General features: G+C 70.0%; 13 protein-coding genes. 8 read left to right on the forward strand and 5 right to left on the reverse strand.

Annotated elements, in window-relative coordinates:
* Positions 1 to 46 precede the first annotated feature (46 nt).
* Positions 47 to 1,420 (forward strand): L-serine ammonia-lyase, encoded by a 1,374-nt coding sequence (locus EV648_RS01500; protein WP_132284248.1) that lies wholly within the window; start codon positions 47 to 49, stop codon positions 1,418 to 1,420.
* A 4-nt stretch (positions 1,421 to 1,424) separates the two neighbouring features.
* Here the strand turns inward: EV648_RS01500 and EV648_RS01505 are convergent, their stop codons facing one another.
* Positions 1,425 to 2,111, reverse strand: coding sequence for an alpha/beta fold hydrolase (locus EV648_RS01505; RefSeq protein ID WP_132284250.1), 687 nt, complete (start codon positions 2,109 to 2,111; stop codon positions 1,425 to 1,427).
* Positions 2,112 to 2,288: 177 nt separating this feature from the next.
* On the opposite strand from EV648_RS01505, the gene EV648_RS01510 reads away from it, so the two are divergent.
* The gene (locus EV648_RS01510) at positions 2,289 to 2,942 is read left to right on the forward strand and encodes a hypothetical protein (protein ID WP_132284252.1); all 654 of its coding nucleotides are present in this window, start codon (positions 2,289 to 2,291) and stop codon (positions 2,940 to 2,942) included.
* 215 nt (positions 2,943 to 3,157) lie between these two features.
* On the opposite strand, the gene EV648_RS01515 is transcribed toward EV648_RS01510, so the two are convergent.
* A complete protein-coding gene (locus EV648_RS01515; protein ID WP_132284254.1) occupies positions 3,158 to 3,865 on the reverse strand; it encodes an SDR family oxidoreductase in 708 nt (235 codons plus the stop codon).
* 103 nt (positions 3,866 to 3,968) lie between these two features.
* On the opposite strand from EV648_RS01515, the gene EV648_RS01520 reads away from it, so the two are divergent.
* The 4 genes from EV648_RS01520 (at position 3,969) to EV648_RS01535 (ending at position 9,178) form a co-directional block, all read left to right on the forward strand.
* On the forward strand, positions 3,969 to 4,823 hold the full coding sequence (locus EV648_RS01520; protein ID WP_132284256.1) for a helix-turn-helix transcriptional regulator: 855 nt from the start codon (positions 3,969 to 3,971) through the stop codon (positions 4,821 to 4,823).
* 247 nt (positions 4,824 to 5,070) lie between these two features.
* The gene (locus EV648_RS01525) at positions 5,071 to 5,778 is read left to right on the forward strand and encodes a hypothetical protein (RefSeq protein WP_132284258.1); all 708 of its coding nucleotides are present in this window, start codon (positions 5,071 to 5,073) and stop codon (positions 5,776 to 5,778) included.
* A gap of 519 nt (positions 5,779 to 6,297) precedes the next feature.
* Entirely contained in the window at positions 6,298 to 7,038 is a 741-nt protein-coding gene (locus tag EV648_RS01530) for a hypothetical protein (protein ID WP_132284260.1), read from the forward strand.
* Between the two features lie 13 nt (positions 7,039 to 7,051).
* Positions 7,052 to 9,178, forward strand: a complete 2,127-nt coding sequence (locus EV648_RS01535; protein ID WP_132284262.1) for a bifunctional polysaccharide deacetylase/glycosyltransferase family 2 protein — start codon at positions 7,052 to 7,054, stop codon at positions 9,176 to 9,178.
* A 65-nt stretch (positions 9,179 to 9,243) separates the two neighbouring features.
* On the opposite strand, the gene lysX is transcribed toward EV648_RS01535, so the two are convergent.
* Positions 9,244 to 12,600 (reverse strand): bifunctional lysylphosphatidylglycerol synthetase/lysine--tRNA ligase LysX, encoded by a 3,357-nt coding sequence (gene lysX / locus EV648_RS01540; protein WP_132284264.1) that lies wholly within the window; start codon positions 12,598 to 12,600, stop codon positions 9,244 to 9,246.
* A 140-nt stretch (positions 12,601 to 12,740) separates the two neighbouring features.
* Between lysX and EV648_RS01545 the strand changes: the two genes are divergently transcribed.
* Both EV648_RS01545 and EV648_RS01550 read left to right on the forward strand, forming a co-directional pair.
* Positions 12,741 to 13,487: an alpha/beta fold hydrolase gene (locus tag EV648_RS01545; protein ID WP_132284266.1), complete on the forward strand. Its 747-nt coding sequence runs from the start codon at positions 12,741 to 12,743 to the stop codon at positions 13,485 to 13,487.
* Positions 13,488 to 13,557: 70 nt separating this feature from the next.
* Entirely contained in the window at positions 13,558 to 13,986 is a 429-nt protein-coding gene (locus EV648_RS01550) for a PPOX class F420-dependent oxidoreductase (protein ID WP_132284268.1), read from the forward strand.
* 24 nt (positions 13,987 to 14,010) lie between these two features.
* Here the strand turns inward: EV648_RS01550 and EV648_RS01555 are convergent, their stop codons facing one another.
* Together EV648_RS01555 and EV648_RS01560 are read right to left on the reverse strand one after the other, a co-directional pair.
* Entirely contained in the window at positions 14,011 to 15,240 is a 1,230-nt protein-coding gene (locus tag EV648_RS01555) for an ROK family transcriptional regulator (protein WP_241994806.1), read from the reverse strand.
* 183 nt (positions 15,241 to 15,423) lie between these two features.
* Positions 15,424 to 18,345 carry an AAA family ATPase gene (locus EV648_RS01560; protein WP_132284272.1) on the reverse strand — a complete coding sequence of 974 codons (2,922 nt, stop codon included), beginning with the start codon at positions 18,343 to 18,345 and terminating at the stop codon, positions 15,424 to 15,426.
* Between the last annotated feature and the right edge of the window lie 25 nt (positions 18,346 to 18,370).

The raw sequence follows: 18,370 nt of genomic DNA on the forward strand, positions 1-18,370 counted from the left end.
GGGGAGGCTAACCAATCGGTCAACGACGACCGGAAGGAACCTCCACATGGCGATCAGTGTTTTCGATCTGTTCAGCATCGGGATCGGCCCGTCGAGCTCCCACACCGTGGGGCCGATGCGAGCCGCCCGCACCTTCGCTCTCGGCCTGGCCGACGACGGCCTGCTGGACCGTACGACGGCCGTCGAGTCCCAGTTGTTCGGCTCGCTCGGCGCGACCGGTCACGGGCACGGCAGCAACAAGGCGGTCATCCTCGGCCTCGAGGGGGAGGACCCCGAGACGGTCGACACCCGCTCGGTCGACAGCCGGGTCGCCGCGATCCGCGAGGCCGGCAGGCTGCGGCTCGCCGGACGGCACGAGATCGCCTTCGACGAGAACACCCAGCTCGTCATGCACCGGCGCAAGGCGCTGCCGTACCACCCGAACGGGATGACGTTCGTCGCCCGCGCGGCCGACGGTTCCTGTCTGCGCGAGCGGACGTACTACTCGGTCGGCGGCGGGTTCGTGGTCGACGAGAACGCCGCGGCCGGGGACCGGATCGTGCAGGACCGGACACCGCTCAAGTACCCGTTCCTGTCCGGCGCCGAGCTGCTCGACCGGTGCCGCGAGTCACAGCTGCCGATCAGCGAGGTGATGCTCGCGAACGAGCTGGCCTGGCGGACCGAGCCGGAGATCCGGGCCGGCCTGCTGCACATCTGGCAGGTGATGCAGAACTGCGTCGACGAAGGGTGTGAGACCGAGGGCACGCTGCCGGGCGGCCTGAAGGTGCCGCGCCGCGCGCACTCGCTGCACCAGAAGCTGTGCAGCGACAAGTGGTCGGTGGACCCGCTGAAGGTGATGGACTGGGTCAACCTGTTCGCGCTCGCGGTGAACGAGCAGAACGCCTCCGGTGGCCGGATCGTCACCGCGCCGACGAACGGTGCCGCGGGCATCATTCCCGCGGTGCTGCACTACTACCGCCGGTTCGTGCCCGGCGCGACCGAGGACGGCGTCGTCCGGTTCCTGCTCGCGGCCGCGGCGATCGGCGTGCTCTACAAGGAGAACGCGTCGATCTCCGGTGCCGAGGTCGGCTGCCAGGGCGAGGTCGGCTCGGCCTGCTCGATGGCCGCGGCCGGCCTGTGCGAGGTGCTGGGCGGGACTCCGGAGCAGGTCGAGAACGCCGCCGAGATCGCGATGGAGCACAACCTCGGGCTGACCTGCGACCCGGTCGGCGGGCTGGTCCAGATCCCGTGCATCGAGCGCAACGCGATGGCCTCGGTGAAGGCGATCAACGCGGCCCGGATGGCGATGCACGGCGACGGCGTGCACGTGGTCACTCTGGACAAGGTGATCAAGACGATGCGCGAGACCGGCGCCGACATGAAGGTCAAGTACAAGGAGACCTCGCGCGGCGGCCTCGCCGTCAACGTCATCGAGTGCTGACGGGTCAGCGGGTGGTCGCCGCCACCGCTGCCGGGTCCTCGACGTGGGCGTTGTGGCCGAGGCCGGGCAGGGTGACGACCTGATCGTGCAGCGCGGTGAGTTCGGCGTCGGTGTTCATCGGGTCGAGCTCACCGCGCGCCAGCACCACGTCGGCCTGGCTCTCGGCGATGAGCCTCGCCATCTCGGGGGCACCCACCCCGAAGGCCCGCGGATCCAGCGCCAGCCGCCACTTCTCACCTTCCCGCGCCAGACCGTGGTCCACCGCGTCACTGGCCGGATCGACGAGTCCCTGGAGCCCCGAGACCTTGAGGTACCGCGCGGCCGCCTCGTCCCGGGTCTCGAACCAGGCCACCGGCTTCGCCGCCAGCGCCGCCGCCCGCGCCAGGTCCTCCTCGGACCACGCGACCTTTACGCCGAGCGCGACCACCCGGTCCACCTGTACGTCGTACCGGCCGCTGGCGAGCTCGAGTGCGAGCACCCCGCCGAGGGAGTGCCCCAGCACCGTGAGACCTCGGCGTACCGGCAGGCTCTCGGCGACGGCCGCCGCCATCGACCCGAAGCTGTACTCCGGCAGTGGTGCGGCCGAGCCGTGGCCTGGCAGGTCCGGGGCGAACCACCGGTCAGGTGAGGGCCAGCCGTCCCAGACCCGGGCGGTGGCGCCGAGTCCGTGCAGCAGGAGTCCGCTAGTCATGGGAGCAGGCTGGCACAGGATCGTGCGGTCTGCCCGTCCACCAGCGAGCCGTTGCTGACTCTCTGTGCAGGGTTGATCGCAGTCAGGTCATCTTGTTGCCTGATATCGCGTCGTGATGGTGAAAGTAGTTCCAAGGGCTGTTTGAAACGACTGGCCAACCGCTACTCTCCCGGACTTGTGAAGCTGTTCTCTGAGGAAGAACCGGCAGAACGACGCAGGTTCCGGCGTAAGCGTGAGGGGCTTCGCCGGATCGCCGTTCTCGTCGTCGCCCCTGCGGGCGTCTATGCCGTCCTGGTGTCCGTCAGCCTGCTGGGTGGGCCGCGCCTCGGCGCGCCGCTGATCCCACTGCCCGGCGCCGGTGGTGTCGACGCGACCAGTCCGATCGCCGGCCCGCAGCCGAGTCGTCTGCCCGCCAAGAACTTCCCGCCCATCCCGCCCGAGGTCTCCAACCCAACCGTGCCGCCGGCCGTCCTGCCGACGGTCGCGCCGTCGACGACCGGCCAGTCGACCGGCGACCGCTCGACCACCGGCCGGTCGGCGGATGACCCGTCGACCTCCGGCCGATGGAACGAGCGCTCCGTCGCCGACTCGCGGGGCCGGGTCCCCGGGGCGACCGACCTGCCCGCCGAACCGCAGGTCCCCGGCAGGTCGACGACCAACCCCGCCGAACACCCCGACCCGTCCATCCCGCCGACCACCAAGACCCCGCCTCCGACGACCGACCCGCCGCCACCCCCGGACACCCCGAGCAACCCACCGGACAATCCGGACGAGCCCGACCAGCCGTCCCTGACCGACGCCTTGCTCGGCCTGCTCGACAAGATCCTCTAGGTGTGCTCGGCCAGACGTTGGTGACACATGAGGCCGGAGCAGTAGCTGGTTCAGGGCCTGTCAATCGAGCCGCAGGAACACCATCCGGGGACCTCGGACAAGAAATACCGTGTCCGCGGTCCCGTCTCGGTGTCCCCACCCCCACAACCAGCGCCGCCACCGCTCGGCCGAGAGGGTCACCAACGTCCTGGCCGGCAACATCTAGTGCGCCCGAGCTACCAGGGGACGACGCCGATCAGACTGAGGTACTGGCCGGTGGGTCCTTCGGGCGTGATGGTTGCGAGGCGGACGATGATCTCGGCGCCTTGCTCGATGGTCTGGGGACCGGTGTGGGCGTTGAGGTCGGTGGCGGTGTAGCCGGGGTCGACCGCGTTGATACGCAGGTGCGGGAACTGGTGCGCGTATTGCGCGGTGATCATGTTCAACGCGGACTTGGATGCGGCATAGGCGGGCGCCGAGATCCAGCCCGGGACGGTTGCCTCACGGGCCTGCGGATCAGTGGCGGCGGTGACAGAGCCAAGACCGCTGCTGACGTTGACGATCACGCCGGTACTACTTGCCTCTAGCAACGGCAGGAACGCGTGCAGGACCCGCACGGGTCCGAACACGTTGGTGTCGAAGACCGCCTGGTAGTCGTCCCCGGTCAGCTCCGCCGCAGGCGTGGCCGGACCGGCGATCCCGGCGTTGTTGACGAGGACGTCGAGTCCGCCTGCTTCGTCGGCGATCAGCTTCGCCGCTGCCTCCACCGACTCTTCGTTCGTGACATCGAGCTGGACAGCTCGGCCGCCCAGCTCGTCAGCCGCCTGGCGGCCGCGTTCGAGGTCGCGGGCGCCAACGTAAACGGTGTGGCCGGCGGCGATCAGTTGGCGGGCGGTCTCGTAGCCGAGACCCTTGTTGGCTCCGGTGATCAGTGTTGTGGTCATGTCCCTCAGGCTGCTTGCTGCTCATGGGGACAGCTAGAGCACCGCATGTCCTAGGGACTGGCAGTACCAGGCTCGTTTGGGGAGCGGCGGACATACTGGCGAGGTGGGAGAACTCGGAAGGACGCTGCACGCCTGGCGAGATCGTGTGACGCCGGTCGAGGCCGGCTTGCCCAAGGGGGACAGGCGGCGAGCTCCAGGACTCCGGCGCGAGGAGCTGGCGCAACTGGCCGGTCTCTCGGTCGACTACGTGATCCGGCTCGAACAAGGCAGGTCGTCCGCGCCGTCGGTCCAGGTGCTCACCGCACTGGCCCGGGCGCTCCGGCTGAATGATGCCGAGCGCAACCATCTGTTCGTGCTCGCGGGTCAGGTCGAGCCGGCGCCCGGCCGCATCTCGGCGTACATCCCTCCTGGTGTGCAGCGGCTGGTCGACCAGCTGGAAGGTGCGCCGCTCAGCGTGTGCGACGCGGCGTGGACGATGATCAGCTGGAATCCTCTCTGGGCAGCGCTCATCGGTGATCCCTCGGAGCTGCGGGGCCGGCACCGCAACATCATCTGGCGGCACTTCTCCGCGGCTTCGCAGGACGGCGCGGTCGGCGGGTTCGGCCGGGTCGTCCAGACGCCCGAGCAGGCGGAGCACTTCATGGAAGCGATGGTGACCGACCTGCGTGCCGCGGCCGCGCGCTATCCGAAGGATCCCGACCTGCGAGCCCTGATCGACGAGCTCCGCGCCGGCAGTGAGCTGTTCGCGCGGCTGTGGGAAGAACCGGTCATCGCCTTCCACGGGTCCGAGCGCAAGACGGTGAACCATCCGGAGCTGGGCGCGATCACCCTCGACTGCGATGTCCTCACCGTCCCGGGCAGCGACCTGCGCATCGTCGTCTACACTGCGGCGCCCGGCTCCGACGCGGCCGAGAAACTCCGCCTGCTGTCGGTCGTCGGCCTGCAATCGATGAGGTAATTCCGGCGCTCACGAGTATCGAGTCCGGGCAATTCCGGAAATGCGGCGAAGGCGGTGGCTGACGGCAACAATAGCGGCTGTGATGACGCACAGCGACCGGCTGATCGCCTTGTGATGATGCCGTTCCTCGCGCGGGCGCAGGATATCCCGCGCTGAACCGGCGGATATCGGGCGTGGTTAATTAGTGTCTTCTCCTCCCGCTGGAAGTGGCGTAATCTGCCGAACCTGGGGCTGCTGGGGGGAAATCATGAACACATTCTTTGGTCAGACGGCCGTTGCCGGTCAGGCCGGGCGGCGCAGTCGCGTTCGCCGCAGGGCGGCGATGCTGGTGATCGCACCGACGTCCGCCTACCTATTGCTGATGACGAGCAGTCTGCTGGGCGGACCGACCTTCAACAGTCCGCTGCTGCCCTACGCGGCCGGGCAGGCGCCCACCGAGCCTCAGGCGGGTCTACTGCCTGTCGGTCCGGGCGGCGGCACCTCCGTGTGGATGGAGGGAATGCCGCCGACGCCAGATGGCGCTGACGACTCGACACCCGTCGGCCCAGGCGACCCGGCGCTGGATGTCAAACTGCCTGACGTCGTTGTGCCTGCCGGTACGGCGAACCGGGGCGCGCCGACGGTCGGACAGCAACAGCCAGGTTCGACCGGGACCGCGTCGGCAGGCAAGACCCAGCCCAAGACTGGAACGCAGACCTCGCCGACCAAGCAGACGACCACCTCGAAGACTGGCACCACCACGGCGTCGAAGCCCGCCACCAAACCGACCGCGCCGACTACCTCGCAGCCGACCCAGCCGGCCGAGCCGCCCGCGGCGCCGCCGCCGGCTGAAGAGCCGGCCGACCCGCCGGCGGCCTCGGGGCCGCTGGAGCCCGTGGTCGAGATCCTGACACCCGTGGTCGATCCAGTGGTCGACCTGCTCGAAGGCGTCGGCGGACTGCTCGGCGGCCCGTAACGGCGTTGTGAGACGGGCTGTCCGCTTGACCAGCCGCCGCGCCGAACCCCAGGCCCCGGGCAGTTCGACAACTCACCCCGAGGAACCCACCGGGTACGCCAGGAAACCCGGACGAAGCAGGCGACCCGAACCTCCGACGCTCACCGATGCCCTGGTGGCGCTGCTCGCCAAGCTGCACCTCTGACTACTGCGGCGAACTGCGCCTGCCCGGTGTGGTCGCGCAGCAATGTGGGCGGCCTGCGATCCCTGGCCCTGATCGAGGACCCGGCGGGGCGTTTCGCGCATTCTGTGCGGGGTACCGAGAGGAATTGACACACCACGGTGGCGTGGAAGCGGACGGCGAGGAAATGACCACAGCGCTGGAAACCCTGGGGAACTTGCGGTAGCGCTGCATCACTGTCTGGCGGTCCTGGTGCTGGGGTGCCCACCTGCCGATCGCGAGGTCAAGAACTTTCCATGCCCTGTCGAAGCCATCGAAAGGGCAAGTCTCCGATTGGGGTCCGTCATGGGGGAGTATTCATGAATCCGCTTTTCAAACAACCTGTTTTCGTCGATCCCACCGGTCGCCGCGGCCGCAGGCTCCGCAGGATCGGCGTCGTGATCGCCGCGCCGGTGTCGGCCTATCTGGCGCTGATGATCAGTAGCGTGCTGGGCGGGCCGACGATCCACACTCCGCTGCTGCCGCTGCCAGAGGCAGCCGGCGCCAAGGCTGTCAGCCCGGTCGCGCAGCCGCAGCCTCCGCACCCTCCGGTCGACGGGCTCGGCGGCAGGACCGACACGGTGCCGAGGCTTCCGCTGCCGGCGACAGATGTGGTCGCCAACTGGCCGGGCGGCTCGAAGCCGCCGCCGGTCGGCAAGGCAGGCGTCCCCGGATCGGAGCAGGCGGCCGGTAGCGCTGCGCCGACTGCCGATGGTCAGGCGCCCGCCGCGAAGCCCTCGACTTCCCGGCCGACCGGGACGCAACCGTCGGCGGCGGCAAAGCCGTCGACCGCGCCCAAGCCGCCGACCGCGGCGAAGCCGTCCACCGAGACGAAACCGTCGACGGCGACCCAGCCGTCCACGGTGAATGAGCCGGCTGCGCCGACCCCGCCGACCGTGGATCCGCCCGTAGACCCGCCTGCCACCCCGGACGTGCCGGCGCCGTCCGTGCCCGCCGAACCCGACGTCACGCCGCCGCCAGTGTCCGCCGTCCCCGACGTCACGCCACCGGTGGCGGGGGTCGTGGAAGGTACGGGAGACCCGCAGGGGCTGGGAAAGTGACAGCCGGACGGTCATGATCCGGGGCCGCGAAGCGCGCAGTGCCAGGGACATCCCGCTGCGGACCCATTGGCTGGTTCTCACCGTCTGTCTCGTCTGCCTGGTCGCCGCCTTGCTGCTGCATGGCTACACCCAGCACCTGTTCGGCACTCTGCCGGACGCGGAACCGCCGGAGCGGACGTCGTTCGGGCAGGTGCCCAGGGAGATTTCCCGCGGCGGTCCGGTGATCGACGCCCGTGGAGCGCAGATCCGGACGGCGGCGCCGAGACCGATGACGATCGCGTTGACCTTCGACGACGGCCCGGACCCGATCTGGACGCCGCGGGTGCTCGACCTGCTGAAGACCCACGGCGCCAAGGCGACCTTCTTCGTCGTCGGCGTCCAGGTCGTCGCCCACCAGGAACTGACCCGCCGGATCGCCGCGGAGGGACACCAGCTCGGGCTGCATACCTTCACCCACGCGGACCTCGCGGCGTTGCCCGACTGGCGGCGATACTTCGAGCTTCGTCAGAGCCAGCTGATCCTGGCCGGCGCCGCCGGTGTCAGTACGCCACTGCTGCGGCCGCCGTACTCGTCGAAGGCCGAGGCCGTCGCCGACCAGGACTGGTCCGGGATCAGGTATGCGCGGGAGCTCGGCTACCTCACCGTGCTGACCACCCAGGACAGCGAGGACTGGAAACGCCAGGGCGTCGACCGGATCCTGGCCAGCTCGCGCCCCAGGGGTACCGCCGGGCAGATCCTGCTGGTGCACGACGCCGGCGGCGATCGTAGTCAGACCGTCGCCGCCCTGGCCGTGCTGATCCCCGAGCTCAAGGCGCGGGGCTACCGCTTCGACACGGTCAGCAAGACGGTCGGGGTGCCCGAGCCGGTGCGCCCGGCGACCTTCGGTGAGAAGTGGCGAGGTCTCGGCATGATCGGGGCGATCAAGCTGAGCGACACCGTGCTGTTGATCCTCACCTGGTTGCTCTACCTGGCCGGCGGGTTGAGCCTGGTCCGGGCCGCCGCCACGGTGGTCGCTGCCCGCAGGCATTCCCGGACGCGGTCCGCCGCGTGGCCGGTCCGGGTCACCGAACCGGTCACCGTCGTGGTGCCCGCCTACAACGAGAGCGCGGGGATCGAAGCGGCCGTCAGGTCCCTGGTCGCCTCCGACCACCCGGTCGAGGTGATCGTCGTCGACGACGGCTCGAGCGACGGCACCGCGGACCTCGTGGAGTCGCTGGGGATACCGGGGGTCCGGGTGATCCGCCAGGTCAACGCCGGGAAACCCGTGGCTCTGAACACCGGCATCCAGGCTGCCTCGCACGAGCTGGTAGTGATGGTCGACGGAGACACGGTCTTCGAGCCGGACGCGGTCCGGACGCTCGTCCAGCCGTTCGGCGACCCCGGAATCGGGGCGGTCTCGGGCAACGCCAAGGTCGGGAACCGTCACGGCGTACTGGGTCGCTGGCAGCACATCGAGTACGTCGTCGGCTTCAACCTGGACCGCCGGTTGTTCGACCTCGGCCGGTGCATGCCGACGGTGCCGGGTGCGATCGGCGCCTTCCGGCGGAGCGCCCTGCTGCGGGCCGGCGGCGTCAGCGAGGACACGCTGGCCGAGGACACCGACCTGACGATGGCGTTGTGCCGCGACGGCTGGAGGATCGTCTACGAGGAGCGGGCGAAGGCCTGGACCGAGGCCCCCACTTCACTCGGGCTCCTGTGGCGCCAGCGGTACCGCTGGTGCTACGGCACCCTGCAGGCGATGTGGAAGCACCGCGGCGCCGTCATCAAGGACGGCGCGGCCGGGCGGTTCGGCCGCCGCAGCCTCGGGTTTCTGCTTGCCTTCCAGGTGCTGCTGCCGTTACTCGCTCCGGTCGTGGACGTCTTCGCCGTGTACGGGCTGATCTTCCTGGATCCGGTCCGCGTCATGGTTCTTTGGCTGGTCTTCGTCTCGCTGCAGGCGCTGACCAGCTTGTACGCTTTCCGGCTCGACCGGGAGTCGATCAAGCCGCTGTGGAGCCTCCCGCTGCAGCAGTTCGTCTACCGCCAGCTGATGTACCTGGTGGTCATCCAATCGGTCTTCACCGCGTTGGCGGGGTCACGGCTGCGATGGCAGCGCATGGACCGCTACGGCAGTCTGCAGGTCCCGGTCAGAACTGACTGACGTGAACGAAGACCTCGGTAGGGAAGGGGCTTCAGGCGGCGCTGACCCCTCGGACGTCCGCCCGGTCAGAGGCGCGGAGCGGGCCGGACGAAGGGGAAAGCGAGGGTGGCGCGGATGTTCTGGCCGGTGAGCATCATCATCACCCGGTCGACGCCGATGCCGAGCCCACCGGTCGGGGGCATCGCGTACTCGAGCGCGCTAAGGAAGTCCTCGTCCAGCGACATCGCCTCGGGGTCACCGGCGGCCGCCTTCAGCGACTGCTCGGTCAACCGCCGCCGCTGCTCCACCGGATCCACCAGCTCGGAGTACGCCGTACCGATCTCTGCGCCGAAGGCGACCAGGTCCCACCGCTCGGCCAGTCGCGGGTTGTTGCGGTGGGTCCGGGTGAGTGGCGACGTCTCGACCGGGAAGTCGGTGTAGAACGTCGGCAGGGTGGTCGTCGGCTCGACCAGTTCGTCGTACAGCTCCAGGACCAGTTCCCCTGCGGACAGGTCGAATCCGGCGTGTACGCCGTGCTCCGCGCAGATCTCCCGCAACCGCTCGACCGAGGTTCCTGAGTCCACCTGTACTCCGGTCGCCCTGCTGACCGCGTCGTGCACGGTGACGACCGGCCAGTCGCCGGAGATGTCGACCTCGCCGTCCGGCCGCTGCACGACGGGTTTCCCGAACACCGCGGTGGCCGCCTCGATCAGCAGTTCCCGGGTCAGCTCGAGCATCGTGACGTAGTCGGCGTACGGCTGGTACGCCTCGACCGAGGTGAACTCGGGGTTGTGGGTCGCGTCGGCACCCTCGTTGCGGAAGTTCCGGTTGAGCTCGAACACCTTCCCGAGTCCGCCGACGCTGAGCCGCTTCAGGAACAGCTCGGGCGCGATCCGCAGGAACAGGTCTGTGTCGTAGGCATTGATGTGGGTGACGAACGGCCGCGCGTTCGCCCCGCCGTGCACGGCCTGCAGCATCGGCGTCTCCACCTCGATGAACCCACGGCTCTCGAAACCATTGCGCAACGCCCGTACCGCGGTACTGCGGTACTGCATCATCTGCAGGGAGTCCGGGTTCATCACCAGGTCGAGGTGGCGCTGGCGGACCCGGGCCTCGGGATCGGTGAAGCCATTTCGTTTGTCCGGCAAGGGATGCAGGCACTTCGCCGCCATCAGCCAGCCGGTCGCCGCGAGCGACAACTCGCCCCGGCGGCTGGTAACCACCTCGCCCGTGACACTGACATGGTCACCGATGTCGACCAGCCTGCGCCAATGCTCCAGCGAGGTGACGCCACAGGTGTCAGCGGTGAGCATCACCTGGAGGCTCGCGAGACCGTCCTGCAACTCGGCGAAGGCCAGGCCGCCGTGGTTCCGCATCCGGGTGACGCGGCCGGTGACGGACACCTGGTGGCCGGTGCGGTGGTCGGCGGGCAGGTTCTGGTGCACTTCCCGGATCCGTTCGAGGGTTTCCGTTCTCGGCACCGAGACCGGGTAGGGTTCGATGCCAGCGGCAACCAATCCGGCGAGCTTGCCGCGCCGGATCCGCTCCTGCTCGGTGAGCCGGCGATCCGGCAGCGCGGGCCGCAACAGCTCCTCCTCCTGCTTCCGGACCGCGAGGGCGAACTGGCCGCCGTCGGCCGCCATGATCGCGTGCCGCTCGGCGGTCTCCAGCGTGTCGACACGCGTCCACGGCCGGGGTGCGGGCAGGAACCCCTCAGCCGTGCCGGCCGCGAGCAACACCTGGGCAAGGGAAGCGCCGCGCGAGTAGCAGATCAGCCGGGGCGACCAGCGCGGCAGATACTTCTCGTTCGACTGGTAGAGACTCTCCAGCTGCCAGAACCGGGACGCGGCGGTGAGCAGGGCGTTGGTGATCCGCAGTACCGGCCCGGCTCCGACCCGCTCGGCATCACTGAAGATCTCCCGGAACATGGCGAAGTTCAGCGAGATGTGGTGTACGCCGAGATCGCCGCAGGAGTCCACCAGCGCGTTGACCATGAACTCCATCAGGCCGTTCACGGACTCGGGATCGCGCCGCATCAGGTCCAGCGACACCCCGCGCACACCCCAGGGCACGAACGACAGCAGACCGCGTACTGCGCCGTCGGCGTCGCGGGCGATCACCATCACGCACCGGGCGTCGGAGGCATCGCCAAGCCGGCCGAGGGCCATCGAGAAGCCGCGCTCGGTCTGAGCTCCCCGCCAGTGCTCCGCGAGCTCGACGTACTTGGCGAGCGTCGCGGGGGACAGGTCGCCGTGCCGGACCACCTCGGCGTGGTACCCGGACCGCTGCGCCCGGGTGACCGCCTGCCGTACGGGCCGCATGGTCCGGCCCTCGAGAGTGAAGTCCGCGACGTCGATGATCGCCTCGTCGCCCATCGCGAGCGCGCGCAGCCCCGCGTCGACGTACGCGTGGGCCGCCTCCTCGCTGGCGGACAGCACCGCGGGGGACCAGCCGTACGTCCGGGCCTCGGCGAGCCAGCGGTTGATGGCGCCGGGCCAGGCCGCCGGATCGCCGAGCGGGTCGCCACTGGCCAGGCTGACCCCGTTGACCACCCGGTACGCGATCGCGGCCTCGTTGTCCGGGGAGAAGACCACGGCCTTGTCGCGCCGGGTGGCGAAGTACCCGAGCGAGTCGCGTTCGCCGTACTGGAGCAGCAGGCGGCGGAGGTGCAGTTCCTCGGGCTGGCTCAGGTAGCGGACCCGGCGGACAGAGCGGAGGAAGATGGCGAAGGCGATCACCAGGGAGGCTGCCGAGATCGCGCCGACGGCCAGGCCGACCCAACCGTGTCCCTCGTGGCCGGCGCCGATCCTGGTCCGGCTCTGGCCGAGCGCGGCCATCACCGCCCAGCCGATCTTCTCCTTCTGGCCGCTCAGGGTGTTCGGGAAGATCTGGGTCAGCGTGATGCTGACCGCGATCGAGATCATCAGCCCGGCGACCAGAGCGGCGATCGCCTGCCGCCGGCTACCGGGCGCGACCCGGGCCGGGAAGGCGCCGCGGATCGTCCACAGCAGCACGATCAGTGCGGAGACCACGACCAGCTGGGCGATGCCGAGCTCCAGGTCCTGGATCCTGGCCGGGCCGCCGAACTCCTCCAGCAGTTCGGCGTCGTCCGGATTGGCCAGCCGGACGCTGGTGAACGCGACCGCGGCGATCTGGGTGACGAGCCAGAGCACCTCGAAGACCAACAGCACCCAGAGCAGCGCCGCTCGCTTCCCGCGCAGCAACGCACTGCCGATGACGGCCAGGTAGACCGCGGAGAAGAAGGTGTGACCGGCCGGGATGCCGAAGAACTCGAAGATCAGATCGACCTTGCGCACGTAGGCCGGTGCGAACAGGTGCAGCGGGATCGCGAGGAAGGACCAGACCGAGGCGGCCACGACGACGCGGCCGACCCAGACGGCCGCCCGGTGCTGCCAGTTCGGTACGTCCTGTTGCGATGACACGGTGCGATCATCCCACCTGCCCACTTGGCGGCCTCTGCGACTCTGGCCCGCATGGCAACCGTCCAGCCTCCGCGCGGACCGGGTGAGGTGTGCGAAATCTCGGCGACAGCGTCGCCCGCGGTGAGGCAGGCTTTGCTCCGATGAGTACGCGCTGGGTGGTGCTGCCGGGGCTGGCCGAGACGCCTGAGGAGTTCGGCCGGGTCGTCTCGCTGCTGCCCTCGTGCGAGCTCCGCCTGATCGACCCCTGGCGTACTCCGGTCACCTCCGCCCCCGACGTGCTCAGCTCGGCCGCCGGGGTGGAGTCGCCCGTCGGTCTTGTCGGGCACTCCATCGGCGGACTCGCGGCGCTGCGGTGGATGCTCACCCGGCCGTTCGAGGTGGACCGGCTGATCCTGGTCGACACCAGCCTCACCTCGGAGACCGGCTTGCGCTGGCTCTACCCCGGCACTCCCGCCGACCGCGGGATCCGCGCACTGCTGGGATTCCTTGGCCGGATCGGCGTACCGGGGTTGCTCGGACCGGCGGCGCGGCGGTTGCTGGTCCGGGTCGGCAGCGCGACCAACCGGGATCTGTTGTCCAAGGCAACAGCCAGGGCCCGGTACGGCGCGCCGGGGTCGTGGTTGCTCTTCTGGGACGAGCTGGCGAGCAGTTGGGCGCTGGCGGCGGAGGTGGCCGCGCTGCTGGAGCACCCGCCGGACGACCTGCCGCCGACGGTCCTTCTGGTCGCTACTGGAGGCAGTTCCCGGTTCACCGCCAGCCGCTGGCTGGCCGGGCAGCGTGCCCTTGCGGCCAAGCTGAACGCGACGGTGGAAGTCCTGCCCGACTCGGCTCACCTGGTCCACCTGGATCGGCCCGACGCGATCGCCGACCTCCTCGTCCAGGCCTGACCTCGCCGAGGTGTCGATCCAGGCTGCGCCTGCTCGTGTAGGGGGTGATCATGCCTATTGAGGAGGACTGATGGGTTTCACCGATGAGGAGATCGCCTACATGCGGTCGCAGCCGCTCGCGCGGCTGGCGACGTTGGGGGAGGACGGGCAGCCTGACCTGGTCCCGGTGGCGTTCGAGCTCGACGACGGCGTCTTCTGGGTCGGCGGGGTGGGCCCGAGCGTCGCGCAGACGCGGAAGTTCCGCAATCTGAGGGCCGGCCGCGACAAGGTCGCGCTGGTGATCGACGACCTGGTTTCGCTGGAGCCGTTCATCGCCCGCTGCCTCCGGGTCTACGGCCGGGCGGAGCTACCGATCGAGCGTGTCGGGATGGTCGGCCCGGGCCTCTACAGCCGGATCGTCCCGACCACGAGCTGGAGCTGGAACATCGAGGGCAAGCCCGCCGGCGACACCTGGTACCCGGCCCACCGCACCGTGCACCAGCCGGACCAGGTGGACTAGCCCGGACCAGGCGGACCGGCCGGACTAGGCGGGCGTCGTCAGCGCCGGGGTCGGGAGCTTGCGCTGCCAGACCTCGTCCAGCGCCATCCGCATGGCACCGGTGACCACGGCGTCCTCGGCGAGGGCGGAGAGCTCGAGCTTGGGGTGGTTCAGCGTCAACAACCGCAGCTGGTCGGAGATCGCGTCGAGCAGCACAGCACCAGCACGCGCCACACCGCCACCGATCACGACAGCGGTCGGGTCCAGCACCAGTACCGCGGGCGCCAGCGCCCGGGCGAAGTCGCGGGCCACCTGCTGCACGACCGCCTGAGCGACGGGATCACGCTCGGCCGCGGCGGCGAACACGTCAGCCGTGTCCAGCTGGTCCCGGCCGAGCTCCGCCAGCCGGGAGTCCGGGTTGTCGAGCACGGCCTGACGCCCGAGGGCAGCGATCGCCTCCGAGCCGACAGCGCGTTCCAGCGGGCCGCGGCTGTCCTCGGGGTTGATCACGTCGTCCGGGGCGGTGGCGATGAAGCCGATCTCACCAGCGGCGCCAGTACCGCGGTGCAGCCGGCCGTCGATCACGATGCCCGCACCGAGCCGCTCGCCCCACTGAACCGCCAGCAGAGTCCCCGTGCCGCCACGGGCCGCGGCGATGGCCAGGGCGGCCAGGTTGGCGTCGTTGTCGAGCATGACCGGGCAGTCGAGCAGGCTGCGGACGTGTTTGGTCAGGTCGATCGCGGACCAGCCCGGCACGCTCGGGACCAGCTGGACCCGGCCGGTGTGCTCGTCCACGATGCCGGGGCTCGCGGCGACCGCTGCGGCGATGTCCTCGGCCGGCACCTCCGCCTCGGCCAGTGCCTCGGTGATCACCTCGCTGATGACCCCCAGAAGCTCCTGGGCGGTCCACCCGGGCCCGGACCGGCGTACCAGCGAGAGCTTGCGGCCAGCCAGGTCGGAGACGCCGACGGTGACGCGGTGCGGGCCGACGTCCAGGCCGAGCACCGGCGCCGCGCGGCCGCGCAGGGAGACCCGGATGGCCGGGCGGCCGAGCGAGCGGTCGGCCGAGTCAGGGCCGTGCTGCTGCAGCCAACCGGCGTCCAGCAGCTCGTCGACTGCCTGCGCCACGGTCGGTCTGGCCAGGCCGGTGCGTTCCACCAGCTCCGCGACCCGCAGCGGTGCAGGTGCCGAGCGGCGAACCGCGTCCAGCACCGCAGCGACGTTGATCCGCCGCAGCATCGTCGTACCGCCGCCGCCGACCGTTCCCTTGCCCATGTCCGACCCCTTGCCTGCCACTCACCCATCCTATATATAAAGCGAGCGTTCATAAATTAGCTGTCGCTTGCGCGCGCCGAGCACACCCAGAAAGCCGGGGCGGGCGGTCGCCCCGAAGTCCGCGAGTCGACAACTATCACTCGCCAGCCGTCCTGCTGCCCAGCACACGCACTGGGGCAGGGATCAGTCCTGCAACACCGTCCGCGCGAAACTGCTGAGGGCCTCCCGGTCCGGCTGCTGGGTCTTGGTCATCAGGCTGGCGACGTGCTTCTCCACCGTCCGGGGCGAGATGTGCAGCCGCGACGCGATCGACTTGTTCCCGATCCGGTCAACCAGCAACTGCACGACCTCGAACTCCCTGGTGGTGATACCCAGCTGGCGCAGGTTCGCCGGCACCTGGTCGATCCCGCTCCGCCGCTGCGAGACCGTCGCCCCGAGCTGCCGCAACATGCTGCGGCAGGCGCTCGCCACCGCTGGGATCTCCGCGTTGTGGAAGTAGTCCTCGGCCTGCCGCAGCCAGCTCACCGGCTCGCCCCACCCGTCGGCCGCCGCGGGCTGAGCCACCAGTCGCAGCCCGAGGTGCCGGGCCATCGGGTAGAGCGAGGAGGTCTCCTGCGCCACGGAGAGAATCGCGTTCGCCTCGTCGATCCGGCCGTCGCGCCCGAGCAGTACGGCGTGTGCGAGTTGAACGAACTGCTTGTTCCACCGCATCCCGCTCGCCGCCGTCGCCGTCACCGCCTCGAAGTGCGGCCACCCGTTCCGCCCGGCGAGGACGCCGAGCAACAGGCCGAGCCCGTTCTTGCCTGAGGTGTGGAAGGTGGTCGGGTTCTGGGCGTCGTACGCGAGAGCCTGGGCCATCTCGGACTCGGCCAGCTCGTGGTTCTCCTCCAGCAGCGCGCAGAAGGTCCGGGCCAGCCCGTAGGAGTAGGGCAGCTCGTACGAGCCGCGCTCACCCCAGACGGCGACCTCCGCGAGCGTCTCCTCCATCGCGGCGCGCCGTCCCTGGTGCGCCTGCATGATCGCCTTCGTCACCAGCACGTACGCCGCGCCCCGGCCGAGCTTGAGCCGCCGGGTCACCTCCAGGCACTCCTCGAGGATCACCGCGGCCTTGTCGTACTCCGAGCGCAGGATCGCCTGTTGCCCGAGGATCCCGTCCACCTCGTACGCCAGCGGGATTGCGCCGATCCGCAGGGCCTGCTGGCGGGCTCGTTCCAGCTCGACCACGCTGCCGTTGGTCAGGCAGATCGTGCCGGCCTGGAACAGGTGCGAGCAGACCCGCTGGAACGTCATGTTGTGTTCCTCGGCGACCTGCCGGGCGCGATGGAAGTACGCGACGGACTTCGCCAGGTCGTGCTCGCGAGAGAGGATCCCCAGTAACTGCAGGGCGTCGCAGGCCACGGCCGGCAGCTCGGCGCGTTCCGCGGCCTCGGCGGCGCGGGTGGCGAGCAGTGTCGCGGACCGGAGCCGGCCAGGGCTCGGCCGGGCCAGCTCGAGGTGGGCCGCGATCGCGTCCAGCGGGGCGAGATCCGCGTCACCGGCGTCCGGGCCGAGCAAGGAGCGTGCGGTCGCCACCTGGGTCATCGCCGCAGACCATCGGCCGGCCATGTGCTCGACGTTGGCGAGCTGGATGTGCAGCGCCGCGACCTTCCGGCCGTCCAGGTTGCGGTCGGCCATCTCCTCGATGGCGGTCGCGTGTTTGGCGCTGTTCTCGAACATGCCGGTCTCGCTCAGCGCGATCAGCAGCGAACCGAGAACCTCCGCGCGGTAGGTGGTGTCGGGATCCGCGGCGAGCAGCGTGTTCGCGCGTTCCAGCAGGTTCACCGCCGAGCCCATCGAGCCGTCGTCGAAGGATCGGCGGCCGGCCAGGGCGAACAGGCGGCCGGCCCGGGCCAGGTCGCCACCGGTCTCGGCGAGCTCCGCGACCATCGGGCACCACTCGCCCGGCAGGCCCGGGTGGAGCTCCTCGATGGCGTCGGCACACCGCCGGGCCAGGATGGACCGCTCGGTCGGCGTCAGCCCGGCCAGCAGCGCGTCCGCGGTCAACGGATGGCGGAACGCGTACCAGTCGGGCACCGGCTCGTCCGGCCCGACCAGTTGGGCCGCCAGACCGGCCCGCAAGGTCGCGAGCAGCAGCCGCTCGTCGGTACCGGTTGCCTTCCGGACCACGCTGAGCGGGAATCGATGCCCGATCACCGCGGCCAGGATCAGCAGGTCCCGCGACTTCGGTCCGAGCTGGCTGGTCCGGCTGCCGATGCTGCGCACCACGGCAGCCGGGACGCTGGTCTGGAGTCCGTCGACGACCTGGATGCTGCCGTCCGGTCCGGACAGCAACTGGCCCGACCTGCCGAACTCCTGCAGCAGTTCCTCGACGATGAAAGGGATCCCGGCACTGTCCCGCCAGAGCTGGTCGGTGAGGTGGTCCGGTACGCCGCTCAGCGGCACTTCCAGGCAGCCCGCGACGAGCTCGCCGACCTCGTCACGGTCGAGCGGTTGCAGGTCGATCATCGCCGCGGTGCCTCGCTGGGCGGAAAGCCGGGCGAGCTCCAGGCCGGCGCACCTCTCGGAGCGCAGCGTGGCGACCAGCGCGATCGGCTGCTCGCTGAGGTTGTCCAGCAGGTACTCGACCACGGCCAGCGTCTCGGGATCGGAGCCGTGCAGATCCTCGAGCACCAGCAGACAGCCCCGGTCGCGGCCGACCAGGGCGAGCAGGCGCAGGATGCCCTCGCCCAGCACAACCGCGGACGTCGCGGTCTCGTGGGAGGTGCCGTCGTCCCAGTCCGGGACCAGCCGGCCGAGCACCTGCCGGTACGGGCCGAGCCCTTCGGACGGCGGCATCTCGCCGCGCCGGATCAAGGACAGCAGCGCTTCGGTGAAAGGGCGGAAGGCCACCATGTTGCCAACGGCTCCGACCCGGCCACGCAGGGTGGCCATGCCCTCGTCGAGCGCCTTGGTGGTGCTCACCGCGGCCAGCCGGCTCTTGCCGATGCCGGGCTCACCGACCAGGAAAACCGCACCCCCGCGACCGTCACGTGCCGAGGCCAGCAGACCGCGGAGATGGTCGATCTCCCCGTCTCTGCCGACCACCTTGGGCGCATGGGTCTGCATGCTTGCTTACTTTAACGACGTGTCG

The organism is Kribbella sp. VKM Ac-2568 (assembly GCF_004345365.1).
GTDB classification, from domain to species: domain Bacteria; phylum Actinomycetota; class Actinomycetes; order Propionibacteriales; family Kribbellaceae; genus Kribbella; species Kribbella orskensis.